16 protein-coding genes are annotated in these 23,789 nt (G+C 55.0%); 11 read left to right on the top strand and 5 right to left on the bottom strand.

All coding sequences use genetic code 11. The annotated features are described in order from the left end of the window. Nucleotides 1–45: 45 nt before the first annotated feature. Nucleotides 46–2,466 (bottom strand): ABC transporter permease, encoded by a 2,421-nt coding sequence (locus VHE34_RS24570; RefSeq protein ID WP_325592885.1) that lies wholly within the window; start codon nucleotides 2,464–2,466, stop codon nucleotides 46–48. 31 nt (nucleotides 2,467–2,497) lie between these two features. Next, nucleotides 2,498–5,629, bottom strand: coding sequence for a WD40/YVTN/BNR-like repeat-containing protein (locus VHE34_RS24565; protein ID WP_325592883.1), 3,132 nt, complete (start codon nucleotides 5,627–5,629; stop codon nucleotides 2,498–2,500). Between the two features lie 277 nt (nucleotides 5,630–5,906). On the opposite strand from VHE34_RS24565, the gene VHE34_RS24560 reads away from it, so the two are divergent. The 8 genes from VHE34_RS24560 to VHE34_RS24525 all read left to right on the top strand — a co-directional run bounded on the left by VHE34_RS24560 (nucleotide 5,907) and on the right by VHE34_RS24525 (nucleotide 18,993). Further along, the gene (locus tag VHE34_RS24560) at nucleotides 5,907–6,215 is read left to right on the top strand and encodes a hypothetical protein (RefSeq protein ID WP_325592881.1); all 309 of its coding nucleotides are present in this window, start codon (nucleotides 5,907–5,909) and stop codon (nucleotides 6,213–6,215) included. A 133-nt stretch (nucleotides 6,216–6,348) separates the two neighbouring features. Further along, nucleotides 6,349–6,900 (top strand): YSC84-related protein, encoded by a 552-nt coding sequence (locus VHE34_RS24555; protein WP_325592879.1) that lies wholly within the window; start codon nucleotides 6,349–6,351, stop codon nucleotides 6,898–6,900. A gap of 113 nt (nucleotides 6,901–7,013) precedes the next feature. Next, a complete protein-coding gene (locus VHE34_RS24550; protein ID WP_325592877.1) occupies nucleotides 7,014–9,485 on the top strand; it encodes an ABC transporter permease in 2,472 nt (823 codons plus the stop codon). Nucleotides 9,486–9,623: 138 nt separating this feature from the next. Then, the gene (locus VHE34_RS24545) at nucleotides 9,624–12,104 is read left to right on the top strand and encodes an ABC transporter permease (protein ID WP_325592875.1); all 2,481 of its coding nucleotides are present in this window, start codon (nucleotides 9,624–9,626) and stop codon (nucleotides 12,102–12,104) included. Between the two features lie 71 nt (nucleotides 12,105–12,175). Next, nucleotides 12,176–14,608: an ABC transporter permease gene (locus VHE34_RS24540; RefSeq protein ID WP_325592873.1), complete on the top strand. Its 2,433-nt coding sequence runs from the start codon at nucleotides 12,176–12,178 to the stop codon at nucleotides 14,606–14,608. 36 nt (nucleotides 14,609–14,644) lie between these two features. Beyond that, nucleotides 14,645–15,733: a Gfo/Idh/MocA family oxidoreductase gene (locus VHE34_RS24535; protein WP_325592871.1), complete on the top strand. Its 1,089-nt coding sequence runs from the start codon at nucleotides 14,645–14,647 to the stop codon at nucleotides 15,731–15,733. A 53-nt stretch (nucleotides 15,734–15,786) separates the two neighbouring features. Beyond that, nucleotides 15,787–18,186 carry an ABC transporter permease gene (locus VHE34_RS24530; RefSeq protein WP_325592869.1) on the top strand — a complete coding sequence of 800 codons (2,400 nt, stop codon included), beginning with the start codon at nucleotides 15,787–15,789 and terminating at the stop codon, nucleotides 18,184–18,186. Nucleotides 18,187–18,228: 42 nt separating this feature from the next. Then, nucleotides 18,229–18,993 carry a GIN domain-containing protein gene (locus VHE34_RS24525; protein WP_325592867.1) on the top strand — a complete coding sequence of 255 codons (765 nt, stop codon included), beginning with the start codon at nucleotides 18,229–18,231 and terminating at the stop codon, nucleotides 18,991–18,993. Between the two features lie 30 nt (nucleotides 18,994–19,023). On the opposite strand, the gene VHE34_RS24520 is transcribed toward VHE34_RS24525, so the two are convergent. Further along, on the bottom strand, nucleotides 19,024–20,427 hold the full coding sequence (locus VHE34_RS24520) for a radical SAM protein (protein ID WP_325592865.1): 1,404 nt from the start codon (nucleotides 20,425–20,427) through the stop codon (nucleotides 19,024–19,026). Here VHE34_RS24520 and VHE34_RS31225 point away from each other — a divergent pair. After that, nucleotides 20,377–20,622, top strand: coding sequence for a hypothetical protein (locus VHE34_RS31225; RefSeq protein ID WP_414709923.1), 246 nt, complete (start codon nucleotides 20,377–20,379; stop codon nucleotides 20,620–20,622). The two genes, VHE34_RS24520 and VHE34_RS31225, sit on opposite strands and share 51 nt — an antisense overlap. A gap of 52 nt (nucleotides 20,623–20,674) precedes the next feature. Here VHE34_RS31225 and VHE34_RS24515 read toward each other — a convergent pair whose 3' ends face one another. Further along, nucleotides 20,675–21,076 (bottom strand): VOC family protein, encoded by a 402-nt coding sequence (locus VHE34_RS24515; RefSeq protein WP_325592863.1) that lies wholly within the window; start codon nucleotides 21,074–21,076, stop codon nucleotides 20,675–20,677. Nucleotides 21,077–21,199: 123 nt separating this feature from the next. On the opposite strand from VHE34_RS24515, the gene VHE34_RS24510 reads away from it, so the two are divergent. Continuing rightward, the gene (locus VHE34_RS24510) at nucleotides 21,200–22,492 is read left to right on the top strand and encodes a hypothetical protein (protein ID WP_325592861.1); all 1,293 of its coding nucleotides are present in this window, start codon (nucleotides 21,200–21,202) and stop codon (nucleotides 22,490–22,492) included. Here the strand turns inward: VHE34_RS24510 and VHE34_RS24505 are convergent. Next, nucleotides 22,440–23,126, bottom strand: coding sequence for an MmcQ/YjbR family DNA-binding protein (locus VHE34_RS24505; protein WP_325592859.1), 687 nt, complete (start codon nucleotides 23,124–23,126; stop codon nucleotides 22,440–22,442). The two genes, VHE34_RS24510 and VHE34_RS24505, sit on opposite strands and share 53 nt — an antisense overlap. Nucleotides 23,127–23,291: 165 nt before the next feature. On the opposite strand from VHE34_RS24505, the gene VHE34_RS24500 reads away from it, so the two are divergent. After that, entirely contained in the window at nucleotides 23,292–23,771 is a 480-nt protein-coding gene (locus tag VHE34_RS24500; RefSeq protein WP_325592858.1) for an ankyrin repeat domain-containing protein, read from the top strand. Nucleotides 23,772–23,789: the final 18 nt, after the last annotated feature.

The following is a 23,789-nucleotide window of genomic DNA, read 5'->3' as shown; positions in this document are numbered from 1 at the left end:
CGCATTCCCCGGTCCGGCGGGCGCTTACTCCTCAGCCCCGGCCCCTCATTCCCCCCGCAAACTTTTCACCGGGTTGATCACCGCCGCCTTGAACGCCTGGTAGCAAACCACACTCATCCCAATAAAAATGGCTGCCGCTCCCGCTATCCCAAACGTCCACCACGGAATGCGGATATGGTACGCAAACACATCCAGCCACCGGCTCATGATCCACCATGCAATGGGCGTCCCCAACGCAAAAGAAAGAAAGATCAACTGCAGGAAATCCATCGACAACAATTGCACGATCCGGGTCACGGAGGCCCCCATCACCTTCCGGATGCCGATCTCTTTTGTACGTTGCTCCGCATTGAAGGCCACCAGCCCAAACAGACCCAGGCAGGAGATAAAAAGCGCGACGATCGTAAAGCTGCTGATGATCCTCGACATAATGATCTCCGGCATATACAGCAACTCCACCTCGTCGGCAAGGAACCGGTATCCAAAACCAACCGGATCCACGAATACCCTCCGTTGCCAGACGACCTTCATCCGGGCAAGCAGCGCCGAAAAATGAGGCGAACTGGCGTTCACGATCAGGTGGTCGAATTGCTTTATGCCGATCTTGTATACCACCATAAACGGCGTCACCGTATCGTGCAGGCTTTGAAAATTGAAGTTTCGCATAACACCGGCGATAGTATACCGCATACCGTCCCAATTGAAGATACGAGCCCCCGGAGCCGTCACAAGATTAAGGCCCAGCGCCCGGACCATGGATTCATTCACGATCACCGATCCCGTATCGTTGAACTGCAAATTGCGCCCGCCGACAAGCGGTATGCCCATCGTCTTTAAAAAATGTTCATCCGACCCCATCGTCTGCACATTGATCGCCGTCGCCGGAGCGGCGCCATTCAGGTAAAGATGGTCGCTCCGGTAGGAGAGCGCGCCGGGATAATTGTCCGCGGGGCAAGCATCCGTCACATCCGGGAACTCCCGCATCGCGATGGCAAAATAATTCGCGCACTTTTGGGCCCCATAGGAATGAAAAGTGAAAACGATCGGCTCGCCTTTATTGAATCCCAGGTCCTTGCTCTTCACAAAATCCATCTGCTGGCGAATGATGATCATACCGCCTATCAGGACGATGGTAAGGATGAACTGGAAGATGACGAGAAGGCGGCGAAGTCCCCCTACGGAGATATGACTGGTAAAATCCCCCTTGATCACTTTGGGGGCCTTGAACGCGGAGAGATAGTAGGCCGGATAACTCCCGGCAAGCAACCCGGTGACGGTACCCAGGACGACAAGCAGGCCCCAGATCATTGGTTCGGCAAAAATGGTTCTGGGAATTTCCGCACCGGTAGCCTGGTTGAGCCACGGAAAGGCCCACCCTAGCAAGGGCAGCGCGAGCAATACAGCCATCAGCGAAAGGGCCACAGACTCCATAAGGAACTGAAGTACGAGACTCGTATCGTCGGCGCCGATGATCTTCCGAACCCCCACCTCCTTGGCCCGCTTGGACGCCCGCGCTGTGGACAGGTTCATATAATTGATGCAGGCGATGAGTTGTATCAGCGCCGCGACCGCGATCAGCATCCCCAGGAAAAAGCCGCTGACCGGTCTGCCCATCTCCGAATCATAGGCCTCTGTCGTATGGATAGCATGGATCGGCTGCAAATGCAGCGCCGTTTTTATGGTGCTATTGCCCTGTCCACCCTGATGTTGCCGGACAACCTCGGGCAACCGGTCTTCCAGGTTTTGGACCGACGCCCGGGACTTCAGCCTTACGAAGGTATACGTAAAGTAATGGTCCAGCCAATTGTCGTCCTTCTGAAAGTTGCTGCCAAATCCATCCGGCGTCGTCGTAAAAAAGATATTGGCATGGATACTGGACTTCCCACGGCTTTCGTCGACCACCCCGGTTACGGTGAACAGAAAGACGCCGTAACTATCATTCACAATGATCTTTTCGCCGATCGGGTCGGCATTCCCAAAAAGCTGGCTCGCGACGGACTGCTGCAATACCACCGCATCGGGCTTCGTAAGGGCGTCGTCCCCATGGCCGGCGGTAAAATGGAAGTCAAACACCCGGAAGAAATTGCGGTCCACCATGACCCCGTCTTTTACATACACATCGGACTTCCCATTCCAACTGAGGACGTGTCCCCTGGCCCCGATCGTCGGAGCGATACGCGTTGCAACAAGCGTGTTCGGAAACATGGCTTGAAGCGCCGGCCCCAGGGGGGTAGGGGTGGTGGCCTGGGGCCGGAATGCCCTGTCTCCCGCCTTCACACTGCTGGTCACCCGGTAGATGCTCGCCGCATCGGTGAAATAACGATCATAACCAAATTGATCGCGGACATACAAAAGGATATAGATGCAACACAGCGTACCGATAGAAAGCCCGGCAATGTTGAGCAGGCTGAAGCCCCGGTTATTGGCGAAGAACCTCAGCGAGGCCTTCAGGTAGCTCTTGAACATAGGATGAGTTTACAGTAACAGCCGTCCGTTTTTATTGGATAGGTTTATAGTCCTTAAATATATTCAATTTCGCCGTCTCCACCAGGCTGCGATAGTCCTTCCATTTTCCATCGAAAAACGCATTGATCTTCTGCATGGCTTCCGCAACCGCGGCTTCCGCATTAACCACCATCGCCTCCTCCTGCGCCCCCGGCGCCACCATCTTGCTCCCAATGGATTGCTGCGCCTCCCGTACCTGCGACAGCACCGTTACATCAAAAGGACTTCTCGCCAGTCCCTGCCGGTCCGAAGACTTCCCGCTGATGAATTCCCGGATCGATTTGATCGAATCCTGCATCCGGGTCGTCATCTTTCGCACAGAATCAACCTCTTTCCCCTCCAGACCGGTCAATTCATTGTGCACCTTGCCGCAAACTTCATCCGCCTCCGTCAGCCGGTCCATCCCCTCCGTCAATTTGTCGACCGATTTCCGCAAGCGATCATACTGCGCCCGTTGCGCCACCCGGATCGACGTCCTATCGCCCAACCTGGGATCGTCCTTCACGGTTACAAGGGTCGAATCGCCAGCCCCGCCATAACTGATCACGATCTTATACACACCAGGCAACACCGGTAAGCCTCCCGGCTCCTGCGCGTCCGGTTTCGGCTTGGGCGACCCCGGTTGCCGGAAGCCCCGTTCCTCCATTCCCCAATACTGCCGGTTGAACCCGCTGTCGACGGCCCATTTCAATCTTCTGATCAACTCATTTTTATCATTGTAGATTCGCACACTGGCGCTATCGCCTTTTTTGCCCGCCGCGGCAAAAAAAGAAATCTCCGCCCCCCGTTTCCTGTTCTCCGCCTCATACAACCCATCGATACTCCACTCATAACCCGTAGCAGCCCTATACTGCGCCTGGTAGGCGTCCCCCGCCGGGAAAACAGTAAGGGTCTTGGTAAGAGCCCCCCCCTTATTGGACGCAAGTTTTCGGAAAGGCCGGATATCATCGAACACCCACAACGATCGCCCAAAGGTCGCGACCACCAGGTCGGCTTCTCGCTCAGGTATCGCCATATCGTAAGTGGAAACAGAAGGATAACCATTCTTCCATTGTTGAAAGGTCCCCCCGTTGTCAAAACTAATCCAAAGGCCGTTTTCCGTCCCGACAAAGATCAAATTAGGCTCAACCGGGTCCTCGATCATACACAGCGCGTAACCCCTTACCTTATTCTCGTCCACCATTCTTTTCCAGCTCTTGCCATAGTCCGTCGTCCGGAAGACGTAGGGTTTGAAATCGCCGCGGCGATAATCATTCGCCACCACAAACGCCTCACCCGCATTGTACCGGGACGCGGTGATCTGAGGCACCCAGCAGCTCACCGGCATGCCCGGGATCTTACCACGGAAATTTTCCCAGGTCTTGCCGCCATCCCGCGTCAATTGCACATTGCCGTCATCCGTTCCCGCCCAAATGGTCCCACGTTCCTTCGGCGAGGGCGAGATGGTAATGATCGTGCAATGCGTTTCCGCCCCGGTAATGTCCAGCGTCAGCCCACCCGTGGTTTGAAAGGCCTTGATCTTTGTCGAATCGTTGGTTGAAAGATCCGGCGAGATCACCTCCCAGCTAACCCCTTTGTTGACACTCTTATATAAGAATTGACTGCCAAGATAAATGGTCTTCTTGTCGAATGGATCCTGCGCCATCGCCGTATTCCAGTTCCATCGCAGCATCAATTTGGGATTCAGCGCCGGCGGTTTGATGAACCAGCTTTCTCCCGTTTGCATGTTCCGGCGATCGATATTCCCCCCCTGGCTTTCACTGTATACCCAGTTGGCATCCTCTGGATCCGGCATGACGTCGAAACCATCCCCACTGCCGATATTATCCCAATAATCATTCCGGATGCCGCCGCCGATCCAGGTATAGGCAGGACCATGCCAGCTTCCGTTATCCTGCATGCCACCCATCACATGGTAAGGCATCTCATTATCGGTGTTGATATGGTAGAACTGGCCGACAGGGATCTTGTCGTCGAAGGTCCAGTTCTTACCCCGGTCATGCGTAATACCGATCCCGCCGTCATTGCCATCGATCATAAAATGCCCGTTCCGCGGATGTATCCACCAGGCATGATGGTCCGGGTGGATACCCGAATAAGGGATCAGCGTCGTGAAGCTCTTTCCGCCATCCTCGCTCACCTCCACCTGGTCGTGAATATTGTAGATGCGGTTCTCATTTTGCGGATCGACCCGGATATCCTGGAAATAAAAAGGCCGGTTCGTCACGATCTTCGGCTCAGCTGTCACAAGCTCCCACTTGGCGCCCCCATCGTCGCTTTTGTATAAGCCATTCTTCGTCGCTTCCACCATCGCATACACCCGGCTGGGCTGGTTGGTCGCAAACGCCAGCCCGATCTTCCCCAGCGCGCCGTCGGGCAAGCCCTCGGCCTTGCCAAGCTTTTTCCAATTCTTACCCCCGTCGATGGTCAGGTACAGCCCGCTCCCGGGACCGCCGCTCTTAAAATCCCAGGGCGTACGGTGATGTTGCCACATACTCGCCAGCAGCCGGTTGGGGTTGGAGGGGTCCATCACCAGGTCCGAGCAGCCGGTTGTATCGTTGGTATAAAGGATCCTGGTCCAGGTCTCCCCGCCATCCGTCGTCCTGAAAACGCCTCTCTCCGGATGGATGCCGTAAGGATTGCCGATGGCGGCAACATAAACGGTATTGGGATTCACCGGGTCGATAAGGATGCGATGAATATTCCTCGTGTTCTCCAGCCCCATTCGCTTCCAGGTCTTACCCGCATCCAAACTTTTGAAGATTCCCTCCCCAATATTCACAGAGTTCCTCGGATTCCCCTCGCCGGTTCCTACCCAAACAATATTGGGGTTGGATTGCTGGATGGCAACGGTGCCGATATTCTGTGTCGGCTGCTCATCAAAAACCGGCGTCCACGAATTGCCGCTGTTCTCCGTTTTCCACACCCCACCCGATGCCGAGCCGAGATAAATGATGTTGGGATTATCCAGCACCACGTCGATGGTCGTTATCCGGCCGCTCATGCCCGCAGGACCGATATTGCGTGGTTTTAGGTTTTTGAATTGTTCAAGGTTCACCTTTTGTGCGGTGGCGACTAAACAGAATAACGAACTGCATAAGCATAGCAGAATGGGTTTTCTCATTGCGCGGGAGGTTTTGATCCTATAAATCTATTGAAATTTATTCGTTCGCCCTTCCTATTTTGCATATGCGAAATATCGATAATGTATTGTAAAAATTGCAGTAGCTTGCACCAAACCTCCACACATGCCTTTGAAAATAACGGCCGAAAATTACGATAAATATAAAATGGTTTTTGCGATCATTTGGAAACATGTATCGGCAACGCTCCACCCCGCGATGGTTGAAAAACAATCACCGATAAAATTTCTAAACGAGCTCGAACAGCAAAACAGAGCGATGGCAACCCGAAGCCTCAAAATGGGCTTGAATGATTCACTGAAAATGGTAACGCTTCTATCAGCTGGTAAGGTACTGGAAATGGACGCCGACTTGAAGCACAACAGCCTTCCCTCAATCGAATCCCTCACCTCCGTATTTACTGTTACCATCCGGAAAGCATTGCAAAAGAAGCGGATCACGACTGAAAACGAATATTACCTGGTGAAGGAACACCTGCTGACTTCGGATGATGAGCTTGCAGAGGGTGATCGGGAGGTATTATATCAATACCTGGAAGCATTTGAATTGGCAAAGTCCTCCAAATGATTTGCAAAGCCTGATTCAAACCGCTGGTCTTCAAACGCTTTCCTGAATTTCGACCGCAACGGTGCTACCCGGTGGCAGATTTTTTGCATTCCATACATCGCATACTCTCCCAATCACTAAAAAATGACTTCGTATGAAAATGAAAAGCATCATCACGCCGGCAATCACCCTATCGATCTGCTCAGCCCTCTTTCTCCCCCGCGTGGCAAAAGCCCAGGACGAATCCCAGGAAAGAATCATCAGCGATAGCAAAGCGGCCAAAGCCTCCTTTCTAAAGTCGGACCCTTCCATGGAAAATCTATTCAAACATGCCTCCGGCTACGCCATATTCCCAAATATTGGCAAGGGCGCGGTTGGAGTAGGCGGCGCCGCCGGCAAAGGCACCGTATATGAAAAAGGAATCCCCATCGGTACAGCCCAGATGGTGCAGGTAACCGTAGGCGCCCAGGCAGGCGGACAAGCCTATCGCGAGATCATCTTCTTCGAGAACAAAGACGCCTTGGACCGCTTCATGCAAAACAAGATCGAATTCAGCGGTCAGGCTTCCGCAATAGCCGTCAAAGCAGGCGCGTCCGCCAACACGAATTATAGAAATGGTGTGGTCGTATTCTCACAGACTAAAGCTGGTCTGATGCTGGAGGCGTCTTTAGGCGGTCAGAAATTTACCTATAAGTCATTAAAATAACCGTTCGTCACAAAACCCTTTCAGTGCCGGGAAAATAATCGGATCTTGATCAAAGTTCATTTTTGACAAGGTCGCATGGGAAACTATTTCCTAATAGTTAAAACGCATTTCCCATGCTCCGCAACTACCTGCTCATCGCCCTCCGGAATTTCCGCCGCCAGAAAGTATTCTCGCTCCTGAACATCTTCGGACTCGCCCTCGGCCTCGCAAGCGCCATCCTGATCTTCCTATATGTCAGCGACGAGTTGCGCTATGACACCCTGCATCCGTTCTACAAGGACACCTACCGCATCGGCTCCGTTTTTACAAACCCCGACGGCCAGCGCTTCGAGAACACCGTCTCCCCGGGCCAATTCATGCGCTACCTCAAAGACAACCGGCCCGAGGTCCTTTACACCTGCCGCATCGATAACGTCGGCTACCCCACCTCCCTCGACTACAAGCCAACCGATAAGATCGTCCTCACCGAAAAGATCGTCTGGGCCGAACCCGGCTTCGACAAGATCCTTTTATTTAAATTAATAACAGGCGACAAACAGACCCTGTTCAAAGACTTCAACACCATCCTGCTAAGCGAGACGGGCGCGAGAAACCTGTTCGGAAATGCAGACCCCATGGGCAAGGTCATCTCCCTGAAACACATTTTTGCCACCCAGGGAAAGGAAATAAACGTTCAGGTAGCCGGCATATACAAAGATTACCCCGCCAATTCCCATTTCAAACCCGATTACATCATCAACATCAACGCCCTCCATAGCATCTACGGCGATCACTATATGGACTACCTCGAAGGCTCCCGCTTCAGCCAATACACCTCCTTCTTCGAGAACTACGTCGTACTCAAACCCGGCGCGAGCATAAAGCCCATCAACGCGGTGTTAAATACCCTCGCCAACCAAATGCTAAAGGCCAGCGCCGGAGTGGCGCCGGACGGCTCGAAGTTCGAAGCGACCTCGATAAAGCTCGCCGACATGCATTTCGACCCGAAGAATCTATGGGAAGACAACTCCAATACCCATGGCGACAGGGTCTACCTGGCCATCTTCGGCATCATCGCCATCATGGTCATGGTCATCGCCTGCATCAACTATACCAACCTCGCCACCGCCCGCTCCGTAAAAAGGGCCAAAGAAGTTGGCCTCCGCAAATCCTTTGGCGGTTCCCGCTTCGAACTCGCCATTCAGTTCTTCCTGGAATCTTTCCTGATGACGCTCTGCGCTCTGATCATGTCGGTTCTCCTCGTATTGCTGTTCCTCCACCCCTTTAACCAGGTTGCGCATAAATCCTTCTCGATAGCCTCACTGGCCGATCCCTATATGCTGACGATCGTCGGGGCGATCGTCTTATTCATGACTGTAGTCGCGGGCTTTTATCCCGCCATCTATCTATCCGCTTTTCAACCGGTAAAGGTCCTCAAGGGCCAACTGGTAAAAGGCAAAGGCGCCGAATTCCTTCGGAAGACGCTCGTCACCATCCAATACAGCGTCTCATTGGGACTGGTCGTCTATACACTCATCGTCATCCAGCAAATGGATCAGTTGAGGACGACCAAGCTGAACGAACACGGTAGCCAGCTGCTGGCGATCCGTTTTGGCGGCATCGCCCAACAAGACCATTTCGAGATCTTCAGACGCACCGTGCTGGAAGACCCGCAGATTCCCCACGTGACCATGGGAAATCACTTGCCGCGATTGGATTATTTTGGATTCATCGGCCGCACATTCAAATTCCCCTCCCTGGACAACAAAGACCTGCAATGGAACCAGCTCAGCGTCGACTACGACTTCCCAAAGACCTTTCAACTGCAATTTTTGGCCGGCCGCGATTTCCAATACGGCAACGGCAACGATAGCACCGCCCTGATCCTCAACGAGGCTGCGGTCCACGCCCTGAACAAGCCCCTCGGCGACGTAATGGGCGCCATCGTCAGGGACACAAGGGACACAAACCGCCTCTTCCGCGTAATAGGCGTCGTAAAGGATTTCCCCTTCCGCTCCATGCACCAGCCCATCGAACCCCTGGTCCTAAGCGCACGACCCGACCCGATCGACAAGATCGCCTACATAAAATTGCCGCCCGGCTCCTTCCAGGAAAAAATAGCCGCCATCGAAAAGAAATGGAAAGCCGCATTCCCCGGCGCAGGATTCGACCATTGGTTCGTCAGCGATGAATTCAACCGCATGTACCAGGTAGAAAGAACCATCTCCTCCCTCGCAAAGGTCTTCGCCGTTCTCGCTATCCTCATCACCGTCCTGGGCGTATTGAGCCTCGCTTCTTACACAGCGGAACAACGCACAAAGGAGATCGGCATCCGCAAAGTGCTCGGGGCCGGCGATAAACAGGTGGTCGCATTATTTGCGGCGATCTTTCTAAAGATCTTCGTCGTAGCCAGCCTCATCGCCATCCCGGTCTCCTGGTACCTGGCCGAGAAATGGCTGCAGGGTTTTGTGTACCGCGTCGCCATCAGCCCCCTCATCTTCGTCTTTAGCCTAACCGGCCTGTTGCTCGTCACAGGGCTGACCATCGGCTACGAGATCTGGCGATCGGTACGGGCAAACCCCGTCACGGCCTTGCGCACGGAGTGAGGCCCGGATCGTGCGTAATCAATACAACAGCTGTCCGCAGCCGGACACCCAACCAAAACCAAACCCAGCCAGGATATTTATTATCAGGTAGTTACGGTTTTGGCACCGGATTTTCAGCCTAATGAAAAACCCCTGCTTATGTTCAGGAATTACCTCAAGCTCACCTGGCGGAATTTGAACCGGAATAAAGTCAGCAGCGTCATCAACATCGGCGGCCTCACCATCGGCCTGGCCTGCGTGATCCTCATCGGCCTCTATGTAAAAGATGAGCTCGGGTACGATCGGTTTTTCCCCGACACGGCCCGCATTTATCGGGTAAATACCCACGAGAAGATAGGCAGCAACGAATTTACGGCCGGCCATACCCCCCCGCCCGCCGCCAAAGCCCTCGCCGATCAGTTCCCCGAGATAGAAAGCTATACCCGCATCTTCCTCCCGGGAGACCAGCTCGTCCGATATACGATCAACAACGAGAACCACTCCATCACGGATAAACACCTGCTGGCTGTCGATTCTAACTTTCTTTCCTTTTTCGGCTATCCCGTGCTGGAAGGCGACAAAAATACCTGCCTCAACAACCCCAACTCGATCGTCCTGACCCAGCGTGCCGCACGGCGTTATTTTGGTGACGCATCACCGCTCGGCAAGAACCTTCAGCTCGACGGGTACAGTACACCGTTTGTCGTCACCGCCCTGCTGAACGATCTGCCGGAACAGTCGTCCCTGCAATTCGAAGCCCTGCTGTCCGTTCAGGCCATGCCGGCGGTAAAGCATTTCAGCTGGAGTTGGGTCTGGCTTCAGATGGGCTCCTATGTCAAACTGAAGCCCGGTCTCGCCGACGCCCCAGCCGTCATCCGGCATATAGAAGCCGGAACACCGGCCATGATCAGGGTACAGGCAGCAAGCGCCTTCAGCCGCATCGGGCAACCGATCGATGAATTCATCCGGAAAGGGAATCGATACGATCTGCAATTGCAACCCCTTTCGGCCGTTCACCTGTATTCTGCAACAATCGGGAACCGCTATTTTCCCCAGGGCGATATCAAATACGTCTATATCTTTTCGGCCATCGGCCTGTTCATCATCCTGCTCGCCTGCGTCAATTTCATGAATCTCGCAACGGCCCAATCAGCCCGGCGTGCGCGTGAAGTAGGCATCCGCAAAGTCCTGGGCTCCGAGCGCAAACAGCTGATGCTCCAATTCCTCGGCGAAGCATTCGTTTATACCCTCATCGCCGCAGTCATCGCCGTCGCCCTTGCCAGCCTTGCGCTTCCCGCATTCAATGATCTCTCGGGCAAATCACTCAACCTCTCCGCCTTCTTCGACCTCTCCGGCATCGCCGGCATCCTCGTACTGATTCTTTTAACAGCAGCGCTCGCGGGCAGTTACCCCGCCATCTACCTCACCTCCTTCAGCCCCGCGACGGTGATGAAGAGCGGACCCGGCGGAAAGGACCCGGCCCACGGCTTCTTCACCCGCAATACCCTCGTCGTCTTCCAGTTCACCGTATCCATGGTGCTCATCAATTGCACCGTCATCGTCTATAAACAAATGCGCTTCGAACAATCCAAAGATCTCGGCTTCGACAAAGGAAACCTGGTGGTGGTGTCCGGCGCGGAAAAGCTCGGCAGCAGGGAAGAATCGTTCCGGCAGGAACTACTTCGCCTTCCAGGGATCACGGGCGCCACCATCAGCACCGGCCTTCCCGCGATGAGCAGTTTCTTCCAGGACACCTATGTACCGCAGGAGGCGGCAAAGACCACATCAGGCGGTGATAGGCGGGAAGATCTGGTGTCTTTTATCGTCGACGACGACTTCATCCCGACCATGAAGATGGATATGGCCGCCGGCCGCAATTTCTCGAAAAGCTATTCGGATTCCCCATCGGTCATTCTGAACATGGCGGCGGCAACCCTCATGGGCTGGAAAGACCCTATCGGCAAACACATCATTTATCCCGGTGGCGACAACACCCGCTTTACGGTCATCGGCGTGATAAAGGATTTTCATTTCGAATCATTGCGCAATCCCATCGGTCCGTTCGCCTTGTTCTACAACACGTCGAAGACCTATTCCCTCAAAGAATCCTACCTGGCCGTCCGGATCAGGCCCGGCGACCCCGCCAAAGCCATCGCCGCCATCCGGGGCGTCTGGAAAGGATTCACACCCGAGAACCCCTTCGAATATTCATTCCTGGATGCGGAATACGACTCGCTGTACAAAGCCGATGCAACCATCGGCAAGGTATTCGGCGCCTTTACGATGCTCTCGCTTGTAGTCGCCTGTCTCGGACTACTGGGCCTGGCCCTATACACGGCAGAACGCCGCACAAAGGAGATCGGTATCCGTAAAGTTCTCGGGGCCTCTGTCCCGCACGTCGTCGCCATGCTGTCAAAAGAATTTCTGAAGCTGGTCGCCCTGGCCGCGCTCATCGCCGTCCCGATCGGCTGGTACGCCATGTACAATTGGTTACAGGATTTCGCCTACCAGACGACCCTCGATTGGTGGATATTCGGCCTCACCGCCGTCGCCACAACCTTCGTCGCCCTGGCAACGGTTAGCTTCCAATCCGTCAAGGCCGGCCTCGCAAACCCCGTACAAAGCCTCCGAAGCGAGTAACCCGATGGACCAAAATAAGGTTCCGGTGTAACCTCCGGCTAAACGATGGCGTCCCACCCCAAACCTATCGTATGCTCAAAAACTTTGGGCGCGTCGCCCTCCGGCAACTGGGAAAACAAAAATTCTACTCCGCTGTCAAAATAGGCGGATTCGCCCTCGGCATCGCCGCCTGTCTCCTCATCGGCCTGTACATCCAAAGCCAATTAAGCTACGATCGGGATTTCCCCGGGGCCGACCGCCTTTACCGCCTGACGGGATACCTGCCGCAGGATGGACGGATTCGCAAGGCAGCCGGCGGCTGGTCGGCCCTCTTCGCCCAGGCGATGAAGACCGAATTTCCCGAAGTGCAACGCACCGCCCGCCTGATGCCCAGCACCCTGTTCGCCGGCGCCGGCAGCAACCAGCTGCGGCCCATCGAAAGCAGCCAGGACAGCTACGAAGAACGGTTCGCCTACGCCGATTCCAGCCTGCCCGACCTGTTCCAGTTCCACATGGTTGCCGGCGACCGGACCACGGCATTGAGCCGACCCCAGACCCTGATCCTCTCGAAAAGCAAGGCCGAGAAGTTCTATCCCGGCCAGGACCCCGTCGGCCGCCAGGTCATCCTCAACGATGATAAGGACCATCCCTGGACCATCGGCGGAGTAATGCAGGACCCACCCGAACATTCCCATCTACAGTTCGACTACTATCTTTCCCTGACCGGTCACCAACTCTGGAAGGGCGAACAGCAGTCCTGGTCAGCCGGAAACTATGTCGTCTATGCGCTGCTGCGACCGGATGCCGATGCAAAAAGACTGGCGGGCAATATCACGCAGATCACCAAAAAGTACTGGATCCCCGAGCTCGAGCGCAATGGGGCGCCGAATGCCGGGCAGATCCTCGACAAGCTGCGCTTTACCCTTCAACCGGTATCCGACATCCACGGGACAGCGGATATAGAAGACTTTGCAACCCATGTGGATCGGAAATATATTTGGCTCTTCGGCGCGATAGGCGTATTCGTATTGCTGTTGGCCAGCATAAATTTTATCAATCTGTCTACCGCCCGCAGCGCCAACCGCGCAAAGGAAGTAGGTCTGCGAAAAGTAGTAGGCTCAAATCGCCAGGGACTCGTTCGTCAATTCCTGCTGGAATCCATAATCACCAGCGGTTTCTCGTTTGTCTTGGCCATCGGCGTCGCCGCCTTGCTGTTGCCGTTTTTCAACCGACTGGCGGGAACCTCCATGCATTTCCCCTGGACCGCTTGGTGGCTCGCTCCCGGCGTCATCGCAGCGTCGGCGGTCATCGGAACCATCGCCGGCCTCTATCCCGCTTTTTACCTGTCGGCATTCCGCCCCGCACAGGTGCTGAAGGGCGATATCAGCCGCGGCGCCCGTCATTCCGGTCTCCGCAGCGCGCTGGTCGTATTCCAGTTTACGACCTCGGTCGTACTCATCATCGCCACCATCGTTGTCTATGGCCAGATGCATTTTATCCTCAACAGCAAGATGGGTTTCGATAAGGACCAGGTCCTGCTGATACAAGGCGCCGGAACCCTCGGCGACCGGCTCGCACCCTTTAAGACCGAACTGCTCAAGCTCTCGGGCGTCCAGGCCGTGACCAATAGTGATTTCCTGCCGATCGCCGGCAGCAAACGCAACGGTAATTCCTTGTACCGCGTAGGCCGGGAAAAGCTGGACCCCGCAACGATGGCGCAGGTTTGGGATGTCGATGCGGACTATTTGAAGGTTATGGGCATCCGGCTCGCTGAAGGCCGGAACTTTTTCCCGGGCCTGGCCTCCGACTCTCAGGCCGTGATTATCAACCAGACCGCTGCCCGCAAGATGGGCTTGACGCATCCCCTCGGACAACGGATCAATGGAGGGGAAGGACCCGGAGTTTCCATTATCGGGGTGATGGAAGACTTTAACTTCGAGTCGGTCAGACAACCCATCGGCCCCCTCGTCCTGAGGCTCGGTAACTGGACAACAACCGTGGCCGTGCGGACAAAAACCGCGGATTGGAAAGGGCTGCTCGCCGGCGTTGAAAACACCTGGCGGCAATTCTCCCCACAACAGCCCCTGCGGTACACGTTCCTCGACGAGTCATTCGAAAACACCTACGCCGACGTCCGGCAGACCGGCAACATCTTCACGGCATTGTCCATTCTGGCGGTTTCCATCGCCTGCCTGGGCCTGCTGGCCTTGTCCACCTTCATGGCCGAACAACGGCGCAAAGAGATGGGTATCCGCAAAGTGCTGGGGGCATCGGTAATGGAGGTGGCAGGACTACTATCCCGTGACTTCCTGAAGCTCGTCAGCCTAGCGATCGGCATCGGCTCCCCCATCGCAGGATGGCTCATGCATTCCTGGCTGCAGGATTATGTCTATAGGATGACGATGGGTGCGGGTGTGTTCATAAGCGCGGCCCTGGGGGTGATGGGCATCGCCCTCCTGACCGTCAGCTGGCAGGCCCTGAGGACAGGCAGGACCAACCCCACCGCAGCGCTGCGCTCGGAGTAGGGGAGGGGTATAGGGAGACTTGCCTATATTCGCGATATGGATATTCCAAAGAAGATCAACTGGGGCATCATCGGCTGTGGCGACGTCACGGAAGTAAAAAGCGGTCCGGCCTTTAAAAAAGTTCCCAATTCCGACCTCGTCGCCGTCATGCGCCGCGACCCGGCCAAAGCCCAGGACTACGCCCGCCGGCACAACGTTCCCCGCTGGTACGACAACGCCACAGACCTCATCAACGATCCGGAGGTAAATGCCATTTACGTAGCCACGCCGCCATCCTCCCATGAACAATATACGCTCGCCGCGATAGACGCCGGTAAACCCGTCTATGTCGAGAAGCCCATGGCCATCGATCATGCCGCCGCCCTGCGCATGGCCCGGGCCGCCGATGAAAAAAAGGTCAAGCTGGTCGTTGCGCACTACCGCCGCGAACAACCCCGGTTCAGAAAGATCAAAGAATTACTCGCCGGAAACGCGATCGGCCAACCCCTGCTGGTCCGCCTCGAATATGCCAAACCACCGATGAGCAAAGAGCAGCTTTCCGACCAAAAGGCCAATTGGCGCATCGTCCCCTCCATCTCCGGCGGCGGCCTGTTCCACGATCTGGGCACCCACCAGCTCGACCTGGTGACCTTCCTCTTCGGCTCCGTTCAAAAAGTCACCGGCGTCGCCGTCCAGCAGGGCCAGGGATACTCCGCCGACGATATGGTCGCCGCAAGCTTGCTGTTCCCCAGCGGCGTGGTATTCACCGGCAGCTGGTGCTTCAACGCACCGCACAACCGCGACTACTGCGAGATCATCGGCACAAAAGGCACCATCGGCTTCTCCGTCTTCAGCACGGACAGCATAACCCTCCACCAGGTCGGCAACACCACAACCATCCACACCGGTAACACCACCAAAACTCTCCACAGCGGCGACACCAGCAAAACCCTGACATTCGATCCCCTCCTGCACGTCCAGCAACCGATGATCGAGGCCGTCGTCCGCTATTTCCGGGGCGAAGGCCCCAACCCCGACACCGGCTGGGAAGGAGCAGAGATCATGCGCCTCATGGAAGCCATCGTCTCACCACCGGACGCCCGCTGTAACACAACCGGACAGACCCCGCCGCCCGCCGCCGTGTAAATTGATGTTATTCAATGCATTGCAGTCTGGCATAAGGTTGGCGCCGGCAATACATGCTCAAAAATTATTGCAAGATCGCCTTCCGCAGCCTCTTCCGGAACCGGTTCTCCTCGATAATCAACATCGGTGGCCTCGCCATCGGTATCACCGTCGCCATCCTCATCGGCCTCTGGATCAGCGACGAACTCTCCTTCGACAAATACCACGACAACTACGACCGCATCGCCCAGGTCTGGGAACAACAAACTTTAAACGGCGCCGTCTCCACCTTTACCTACCAACCCTTCGCCATCGGCAAGCTACTCCGAACCGAATACGCCTCCGATTTCAAATACGTGGTAATGGCCTCCCAATCGCGCCAGAATATCCTCTCGATCGCAACGAACAACTTCGTCCAGAATGGCATTTACATGGAAGAAGACGCGCCGAAAATGCTCACCCTTAAAATGCTCGAAGGCACTCGCGACGGTCTCAACGACCCGCATTCCATCTTACTGTCCGCCTCCGCCGCAAAGGCCATCTTCGGGACAAAACCCGCAACAGGCAGCGTATTGAAGCTGGCCAACAAATATGATGTAAAGGTAACCGGGGTATATGAAGATCTTCCCTATAACACCAGTTTCCACGATATTGCATTCATCGCTCCGTGGAAACTGTACATCACCACGGCCGATTGGATCAGGAAGGCGGAAGCCTATTGGGATAACAACTCCTTCCAAACGTTCGTGCAACTCGCCGGCCAGGCCGATCTCGCCACCGTAAATAAGAAGATCGTCAACTGCAAACAGACCCGCGTCGAGCCGGAAGACAAAAAATACCAGACAAAGGTATTTTTGAACCCTATGCGGGATTGGCACCTCCGCTCGAATTGGGACAGTAACGGGAAAAAAGGCGGCGGGCCCATCGAATACGTCTGGCTCTTTGGGGTGATTGGGATATTCGTGCTGATCCTGGCCTGCATCAACTTCATGAATCTCAGCACCGCCCGGAGCGAACGACGGGCAAGGGAAGTAGGCATTCGCAAAACCATCGGCTCGCTACGCCGCCAGATCATCGCACAGTTCTATAGCGAGTCGCTATTGATCGTGTTTGCGGCATTCATCCTCGCCATCCTCGTCGTTCAACTCTCCCTGCCTTTTTTCAATGAGATCGCGGGTAAGGGAATGACCATCCCTTACGCAAATCCTCTATTTTGGATATTGTGCATCGGCTTCACCCTGGCCTGCGGTCTCCTTGCGGGCAGCTATCCGGCCTTATACCTATCCTCCTTCAACCCGGTCAAAGTACTGAAAGGGACTTTTAAAGCGGGCCATTCGGCTTCCCTGCCACGAAAAGTGCTGGTCGTTATACAGTTCACCATCTCCATCGTGCTGGCCATCGGTACCATCATCGTATATAACCAGGTGCAATACGCCCGCAACCGGCCCATCGGTTACGATCGGCAGGGCCTGATGATGATCTCGATGCGAACCGGCGACTTCTATGGAAAATTCGGCGCCCTCAGCGATGCCCTGAAAAGCACAGGTGCCGTTAAAGAATTTGCCGAATCCCACAGCCCCCTCAATGCCGTCTGGTCCTCCAACGATCAGTTTGCCTGGCCCGGTAGCGACCCCGACGTTCCTAATGAATTCAACACCATCTGGGTCACCCATGACTTCGGAAAAACCGTGGGTTGGCAATTCACGGCCGGGCGGGATTTCTCACGGGACTACCCGACAGATACCACCGCGATCATCGCCAATGAAGCCGCCATAAAATTCATGGGACTGAAGAACCCCGTCGGCGCCACGATAAAATGGGGGCTCGGCAAGGACGCAAAAAATTTTAAACTCATTGGCGTAATAAAGAATATGGTGACGGAATCTCCATTCGCGCCGGTAAGACAAGCCTTCTATTTCCTGGACTACAACAACGTCAACTGGATGATTCTGAAATTGGACCCGAACAAAAGCGCAAAGTCGTCCATTGCAACCATCCAGGCCGTCTTCAAAAAGTTCATTCCATCCGCCCCCTTTGATTACACTTTTGCCGATTCCGAATTCGCCGCAAAATTCGCCACCGAGGAAAAGATCGGCAAACTATCCTCCGTTTTCGCCACCCTCGCCATCTTTATTTCCTGTCTCGGCCTCTTCGGCCTCGCCTCGTTCGTCGCCGAGCAGCGCACAAAGGAAATGGGGGTTCGTAAAGTCCTCGGCGCCTCCGCACTGAACGTCTGGAAACTCCTGACCGGGGACTTCGTCATGCTCGTCGGCATTTCCCTGCTGGTAGCCATTCCCCTCGCCTATTATTGCATGCACCAGTGGCTGCAATCCTATTCATACCGCACCGGCATGCCCTGGTGGATATTCGCCGCCGCCGCGGCAGGCGCCCTGATGCTCACAATCATCACCGTCAGCTTCCAGGCCGCGCGCGCCGCCTTCGCCAATCCGGTAAAAAGTTTACGATCCGAGTAACAAACCACAACCCGAATCCGTATTACCGTAAAAGAGCACAATATGAGGCATTTAAATACCATACTGGCCGCAACCACGCTATTCGTCGCCACCGCCGTCCACGCCCAATCCATCCCCGTCGACCGCTTCCACAAGGTCATCGTAAGCCCCTATATCCAAACTACTTTCGTACAGGGCGACGAAGAAAGCGTTACCATCAATACTATCATTGTCGACAGCAGCAAATTACACGTGGAAGTGAAAAGCGGCACCCTCCGCATCTACCTCGACGGCGCCAAGGAAGTCCCCCATAGCCAGCAGGAATACCGGAAAGATGGCAGTCACCAAAGTTATCCCCTCTATCCCAACCACGCCGTCGTCGCGACGGTCACCTACAAAAAACTCGACGCACTTTCCCTTCGCGGCGACGAAACCTACCTGTGCCAGAGCCCGATATACGCCCGAGACTTCACTCTCCGCGTATACGGTGAGCCAAAAGTGATCTTTACAGAAGTCCACATCACCCAAATGCACACCACCATCTATGGCGACGCAAACCTCGATATCCGGTCCGGCGAAGCGAATGAACAATATTACACGGCCTATGGCGACGGCAGGGTCAATGCCACTGCCGTCAAAGGCCAAACGGCAAAGCTCACCGCATTCGGCGAAGCCGAATTCCGGCTCAACGTTTCCGACTGGATCAGGATCACCTCCTTCGGCGAAGCAAAGCTCCGCTACCTGGGAAGCCCCGAGATCTCAAAAGGAATGCACTTCGGCGGCGTCGACATCGCAAAACTGGACTCCGCCGATCTCGGCAGCCGCTAGCCGGTATTCCGCTGGTCAGCCTCCGAAAAATTAAACAGCAACTTCATCCCCGATCGGTCGCCGCAACTCCCCAGTTGTTACTCCGGCTCCATCAACATATTCCTCCCAATGCACCAGAGAATGCTCATCCATATCCACCGGACCATTTCCCCGCACCCGTTTGTACATATAGAAACTATTCATGAAAAGCGAAAGATAAAAGGCCCCGAGCCGCAATGTCAAAAGTCCCCGCAGGATCCGCCGCACCGAATAAACCACCGAAAACGCTTTATTCCATAAGGTGCGGTGCGCCAGCAGCAACTCCCGTGGACTCATCCGCAAAGGCAGGAAAGCAACATTATACCCGTTATAATACTGCCAGCCCCGCTCCAGCATCCGCCCGTCCCGCAAAAGATCCCGATAAATGGGCGTCCCCCGGAATGGAGTCATCACACTGAGAAAAGGTACATCGATCCCAATCTCCATGATCCTGTCGGCCATCTCCTCGATACTTTCAACCGTATCATGATCGAACCCTGCGATAAATCCCGCCATCACGGCGATCCCCCGTTTATGGATCGCCGCCACCGCCGTCTTATAGTTCTCGATCTTGTTCTGCCGCTTATGTGCGTCTGCCAGGCTCTCCACAGAGAACGACTCGATGCCCAGAAACACTCCTATACATCCTGAATCCTTCATCAGGTCCAGCAGCTTCTCATCCTTCGCAATGTCAAGGCTCGCCTGGGTCAACCACCACTTTTTCAACGGTTTCATCGCCATCAGCAGCTCGTGGATATATTTCCGGTTGATGGTCAGGTTGTCATCCCAGAACCAGACGACCTTCCGCTGCCACCAGTGAGGAAAAGCATCATAGGAAGCATCCCGGATCACATCTTCCACCGGCCGAAGCCGGAAACCGGGATTCAAAGTCGGCACCGTGCAAAATGAACAGGTGAACGGACATCCCCGCGTCGCCTGGATCACCTTCCGGATAAAGAACCGGTCCGACAGGAGATCGTACCGCGGCGTCGGCAGCTGCTTCATATCACAAGGGCGGCCGGCATAGACCCTTTTCAATTGCCCTCCCTCCAGGTCCCGCAATAGCTCCGGCCAGGCTGCCTCTGCCTCCCCCGTAACTATCGAGTCAAAATAGTTCAACGACTCATCGACATTGAACGTTACATGCGGACCACCCGCAACCACCGTTTTCCCCCTTCGCCGGAATTCCCGCGCCAGATCAAAGGCTGCCGGCGCAAAGCCACTGAAAAAGGAGATCGCAACGAGATCGGCGGAAGACGAAAGATCCAACCGGTCCACCTGTTGATGAAATACGCGCACCCGGTGCTCCGGCGGCGTAATGGCAGCCAGGTGGATCCCCGTGATAGGCGGCACGAAATCCTTCTCATGCCCAAAGGCATATCGCTTTACGTAAGCGATAATAATGTCTATTGTCATAACTCAAAGTGCTTTGTAATACAAAGTACAAATAAACACTTTGAAATACAAAGTAAATTGCGAAAAATCTTTGTATTCATTTCCTGTTTGCCATCAATGTTCAATTATCCATACGGGATCACCATCGATAAGGCCGGAACGGTCTTTGTCGCAGACAAGAGCAACTGCAGAATACGCAAGCTGGAATTTAAATGATCATTCGCGTCGTAGCGACCGAATCGGGTTGGCCCTCGCCGCCTCCCCGGTCCTAAGCCGTCGCCGGCGGAATACTATGCAACGCCACCCGGTTCCCTTCCGTATCCACAAAAATGGCCATATGCCCATGCTCCGGCGAGATCAGCGTCTTCGGGACCACGATCTTTCCGCCCGCAGCCGGTATCTTATCCAGCACCAATTGCACGTCCGGGTTGGCATTCAGATAAACGATAGGGCCAGCCGTTTCCGAAGGATTGTAGATACCCTTCGCCAGCGCCAACGCCCCGCCGATACCCGCCATCGGATCTTCGACCGGGAACATCCGCATCCGGATATGCGGCGACTCCAATGGGATCATTTGTATGCCGAGGATCGCCTCATAAAATTGCTGGGCCCGTTCCAGATCGGTAGCCGGGATCTCGAACCAACTGATCGCATTTTTCATAATGGCCATATCAAAAGATTTCCCCCGAAGTTAAGCAAAAGCCCCTGATCCCGACTCCGCTCCGCTGATCCCGTTTTAATTGTCTTTCTCTGCCCGTTTGTCTAGCTTGGTCTCATGATACCCGGACGTTTCATGCCTCTTCTTCTATGCCTGATCCTATGCGTCCGGCAAAGCCCGACAATGGCCCAGGCCGCTGCCGATCTCCAACGCCTCCTCGAAAAGGACGAATCCGCCCGAAGAGCCGGCGATAGTCTCACCCGCCTGCAGGTCGCCCTCCAACTCAGAGTCCTGCTGAACGACGCACCGGACGCCATCCTCGCCACCGCCCATGCCTACTCCATGTTAAGGGACTCCGTAAAAGTCTTCGAAACGCTAACCGAATACGCCCAAACAGGCGCCGCCAAAAAGAACATGGAAGCAGACAAAAAATTCGCCTGGCTGGTCAACAACTCCCGTTTTCAACAGGTCTGCCGCAAAGTAGAAGAGAACGAAAAACCCATTAGCCGCGCCACCACCATCCTCCAATTCCCCGACACCGGCTACCTCGCCGAAGACATCGACTACGACCGGCAAGGAAGATCGTTCTTCTTCACCAGCATCCTCCAACACGCCGTCTTCCGCCTCTCCCAAAAAGGTTCCTGCCAAAAATTTGCCGCCTCATCCAGCGGCTGGCCCATGATGGCTATCAAGATAGATCAGCCGCGAGATCGACTATGGGTGACCGAGGTCGCCATGCCGGGCTTCGACGGCCAGCCCGACACCGCAAAAGGGCAGTCCGCCATCTGCTCTTTCGATCTCCACACCGGAAAGTTAAAAGAAAGGTTCCCCGCCCCCGAAGGTGCGCAATGGGGCGATATGGTGCTGGACCGGCGCGGCGATCCCATCCTTGCCGACGGCCAGTCCGGCGCCATCTTTCGGCTGCAACAAGGCGCCTGGCAACGCCTGGACCACGGCGATTTTATCTCCCCCCAAACCATGGCCCTTAGCGACGACGGCGGGAGCCTCATCGTCCCCGACTATGTTCGCGGCCTGGCGATAATGGATATCGCAAGCGGGAAGGTCGCCTGGATACACAGCAATCCGGCGCAGCCCTGCGCGCTCAACGGCATCGACGGCGTGTACAAAAACGGCCAAAGACTGCTGATGACTCAAAACGGGGTCGAGCCCGAGCGCATAGTGGAATTGCAACTGGATAAAGCGGGTAGGGGAGTGACTGGCTGTACGATGGTTGAAAAGGCAAGTCCCGGACTCGGCGAACCGACCCATGGGGTATGGGTCGGCGACGATTTTTATTTTATCGCCAACTCCGGCTGGAACGTACTCGATCGGCACGGTAAAGAGTTACCCGGCTCCCGGATGACCCCACCGGCGCTCATGCTCTACCGCCCATCACCTTCCCGTACGCCGACAATAACGCTTCCATAACGATATTCTTCGGCACCGTATCCAGGTCCATCGTCGTCGCGCCCTTCTCACCCCACTTGTTAGGCACCGGATAGATCCCTGCATCCATCTCGCAAAACACCGCCTGCTCCTCCGGTGTCAGAAAAACATTCGCCGTATTATTCTTCTCCAGGTAGGTCGCGAACATCCGCCGGCCGGTAACTTTAAAACCGATCCGGTCAAAATGCGATACCTGCTCGGTCCCGGCAAATGAAAGCGCCATTTTTGCAAAAGTTGCACCCGTTATCATCGCCTCCCAAGTTACAAAAAGGTTTACTCTCATCAAGGAAATGCTGCAACTGATGTAGCGGTCAATAAAGTTAATGTAGTAATCCGCGACGCCCCGGCAATAGTGGGAGAGCACGTCCGCATACACGTACGCCGCCTCCTGCGCCGCCGGCGAAGCGGCATAACCATAATCGTTGATGTTGGGTCCATAGGCTAACGCCTTTCCCCAGTAACCCATGGCAAACCCGCTGTCGAACCGCGTACTTTTATCAAAGGAAGCCAGCGCTTCGATGATATGAAACCCGTGATAGAGTTTGATCCCCTGTTGAAAAACAAAGAGCCGTTTCCTTAACTCGCCACCACCACCCACCAAAGTCAATAACCCCAAGGTACCAGGTACCGCAAATGGAGTAACGATCTGGAACGGCGGTTACTGTTCCTCCATGGCCTACCGCTGTCGCGACCCTAAAACCCGCAATGCCGCTACGGGTTTTTTTGCCGGTGAGCTGGTTGAAAGGTCCAACCTCGCGTTGATCATCGAAAAAAGCATAGTATGAGAATGATAAGGTTGATAAGATTGTCACTGATCTTCGCAGCAATCCTCACCGCCAAAACCGGGGTTGCTCAGGAAATGCCGGCCGCGATGACCGCTGCCATAAAAGCCGATGATTCCGCAAACCTCATCACCCTCCTCACAAAAGAGAACGTCAGCGCCTGTTTCCTGGAAGGCTCCTGGATGTACAGCCCGCTCTCTCAGGCCATAAGACATAACTCCATGAAATGTTTCAATTTGCTGATTGCCATGGGCGCCAACGTAAATAAGGCCTGCGACGGCTATGTGCCGCCCCTCATGCACGCTGCAAAATATGGGCGGTTGGAGATGGTAAAGATACTCGTAGCAAAAGGCGCCGACCCCAAATACAAATACAGCGGCGACTATACCCCCGCCGATGGCCAAACCCCGCTGACCTATGCCGAAAAGAACAAGCAGTCCGCTGTCGCAGACTACCTGCGCTCAGTGCCTGATAAATAGCGCTCAGTCTCCAATAAA

Origin of the sequence: Puia sp. (genome assembly GCF_035546395.1) — a bacterium.
GTDB lineage: Bacteria > Bacteroidota > Bacteroidia > Chitinophagales > Chitinophagaceae > Puia.
This window is presented reverse-complemented; position numbering and strand designations above follow the sequence as displayed.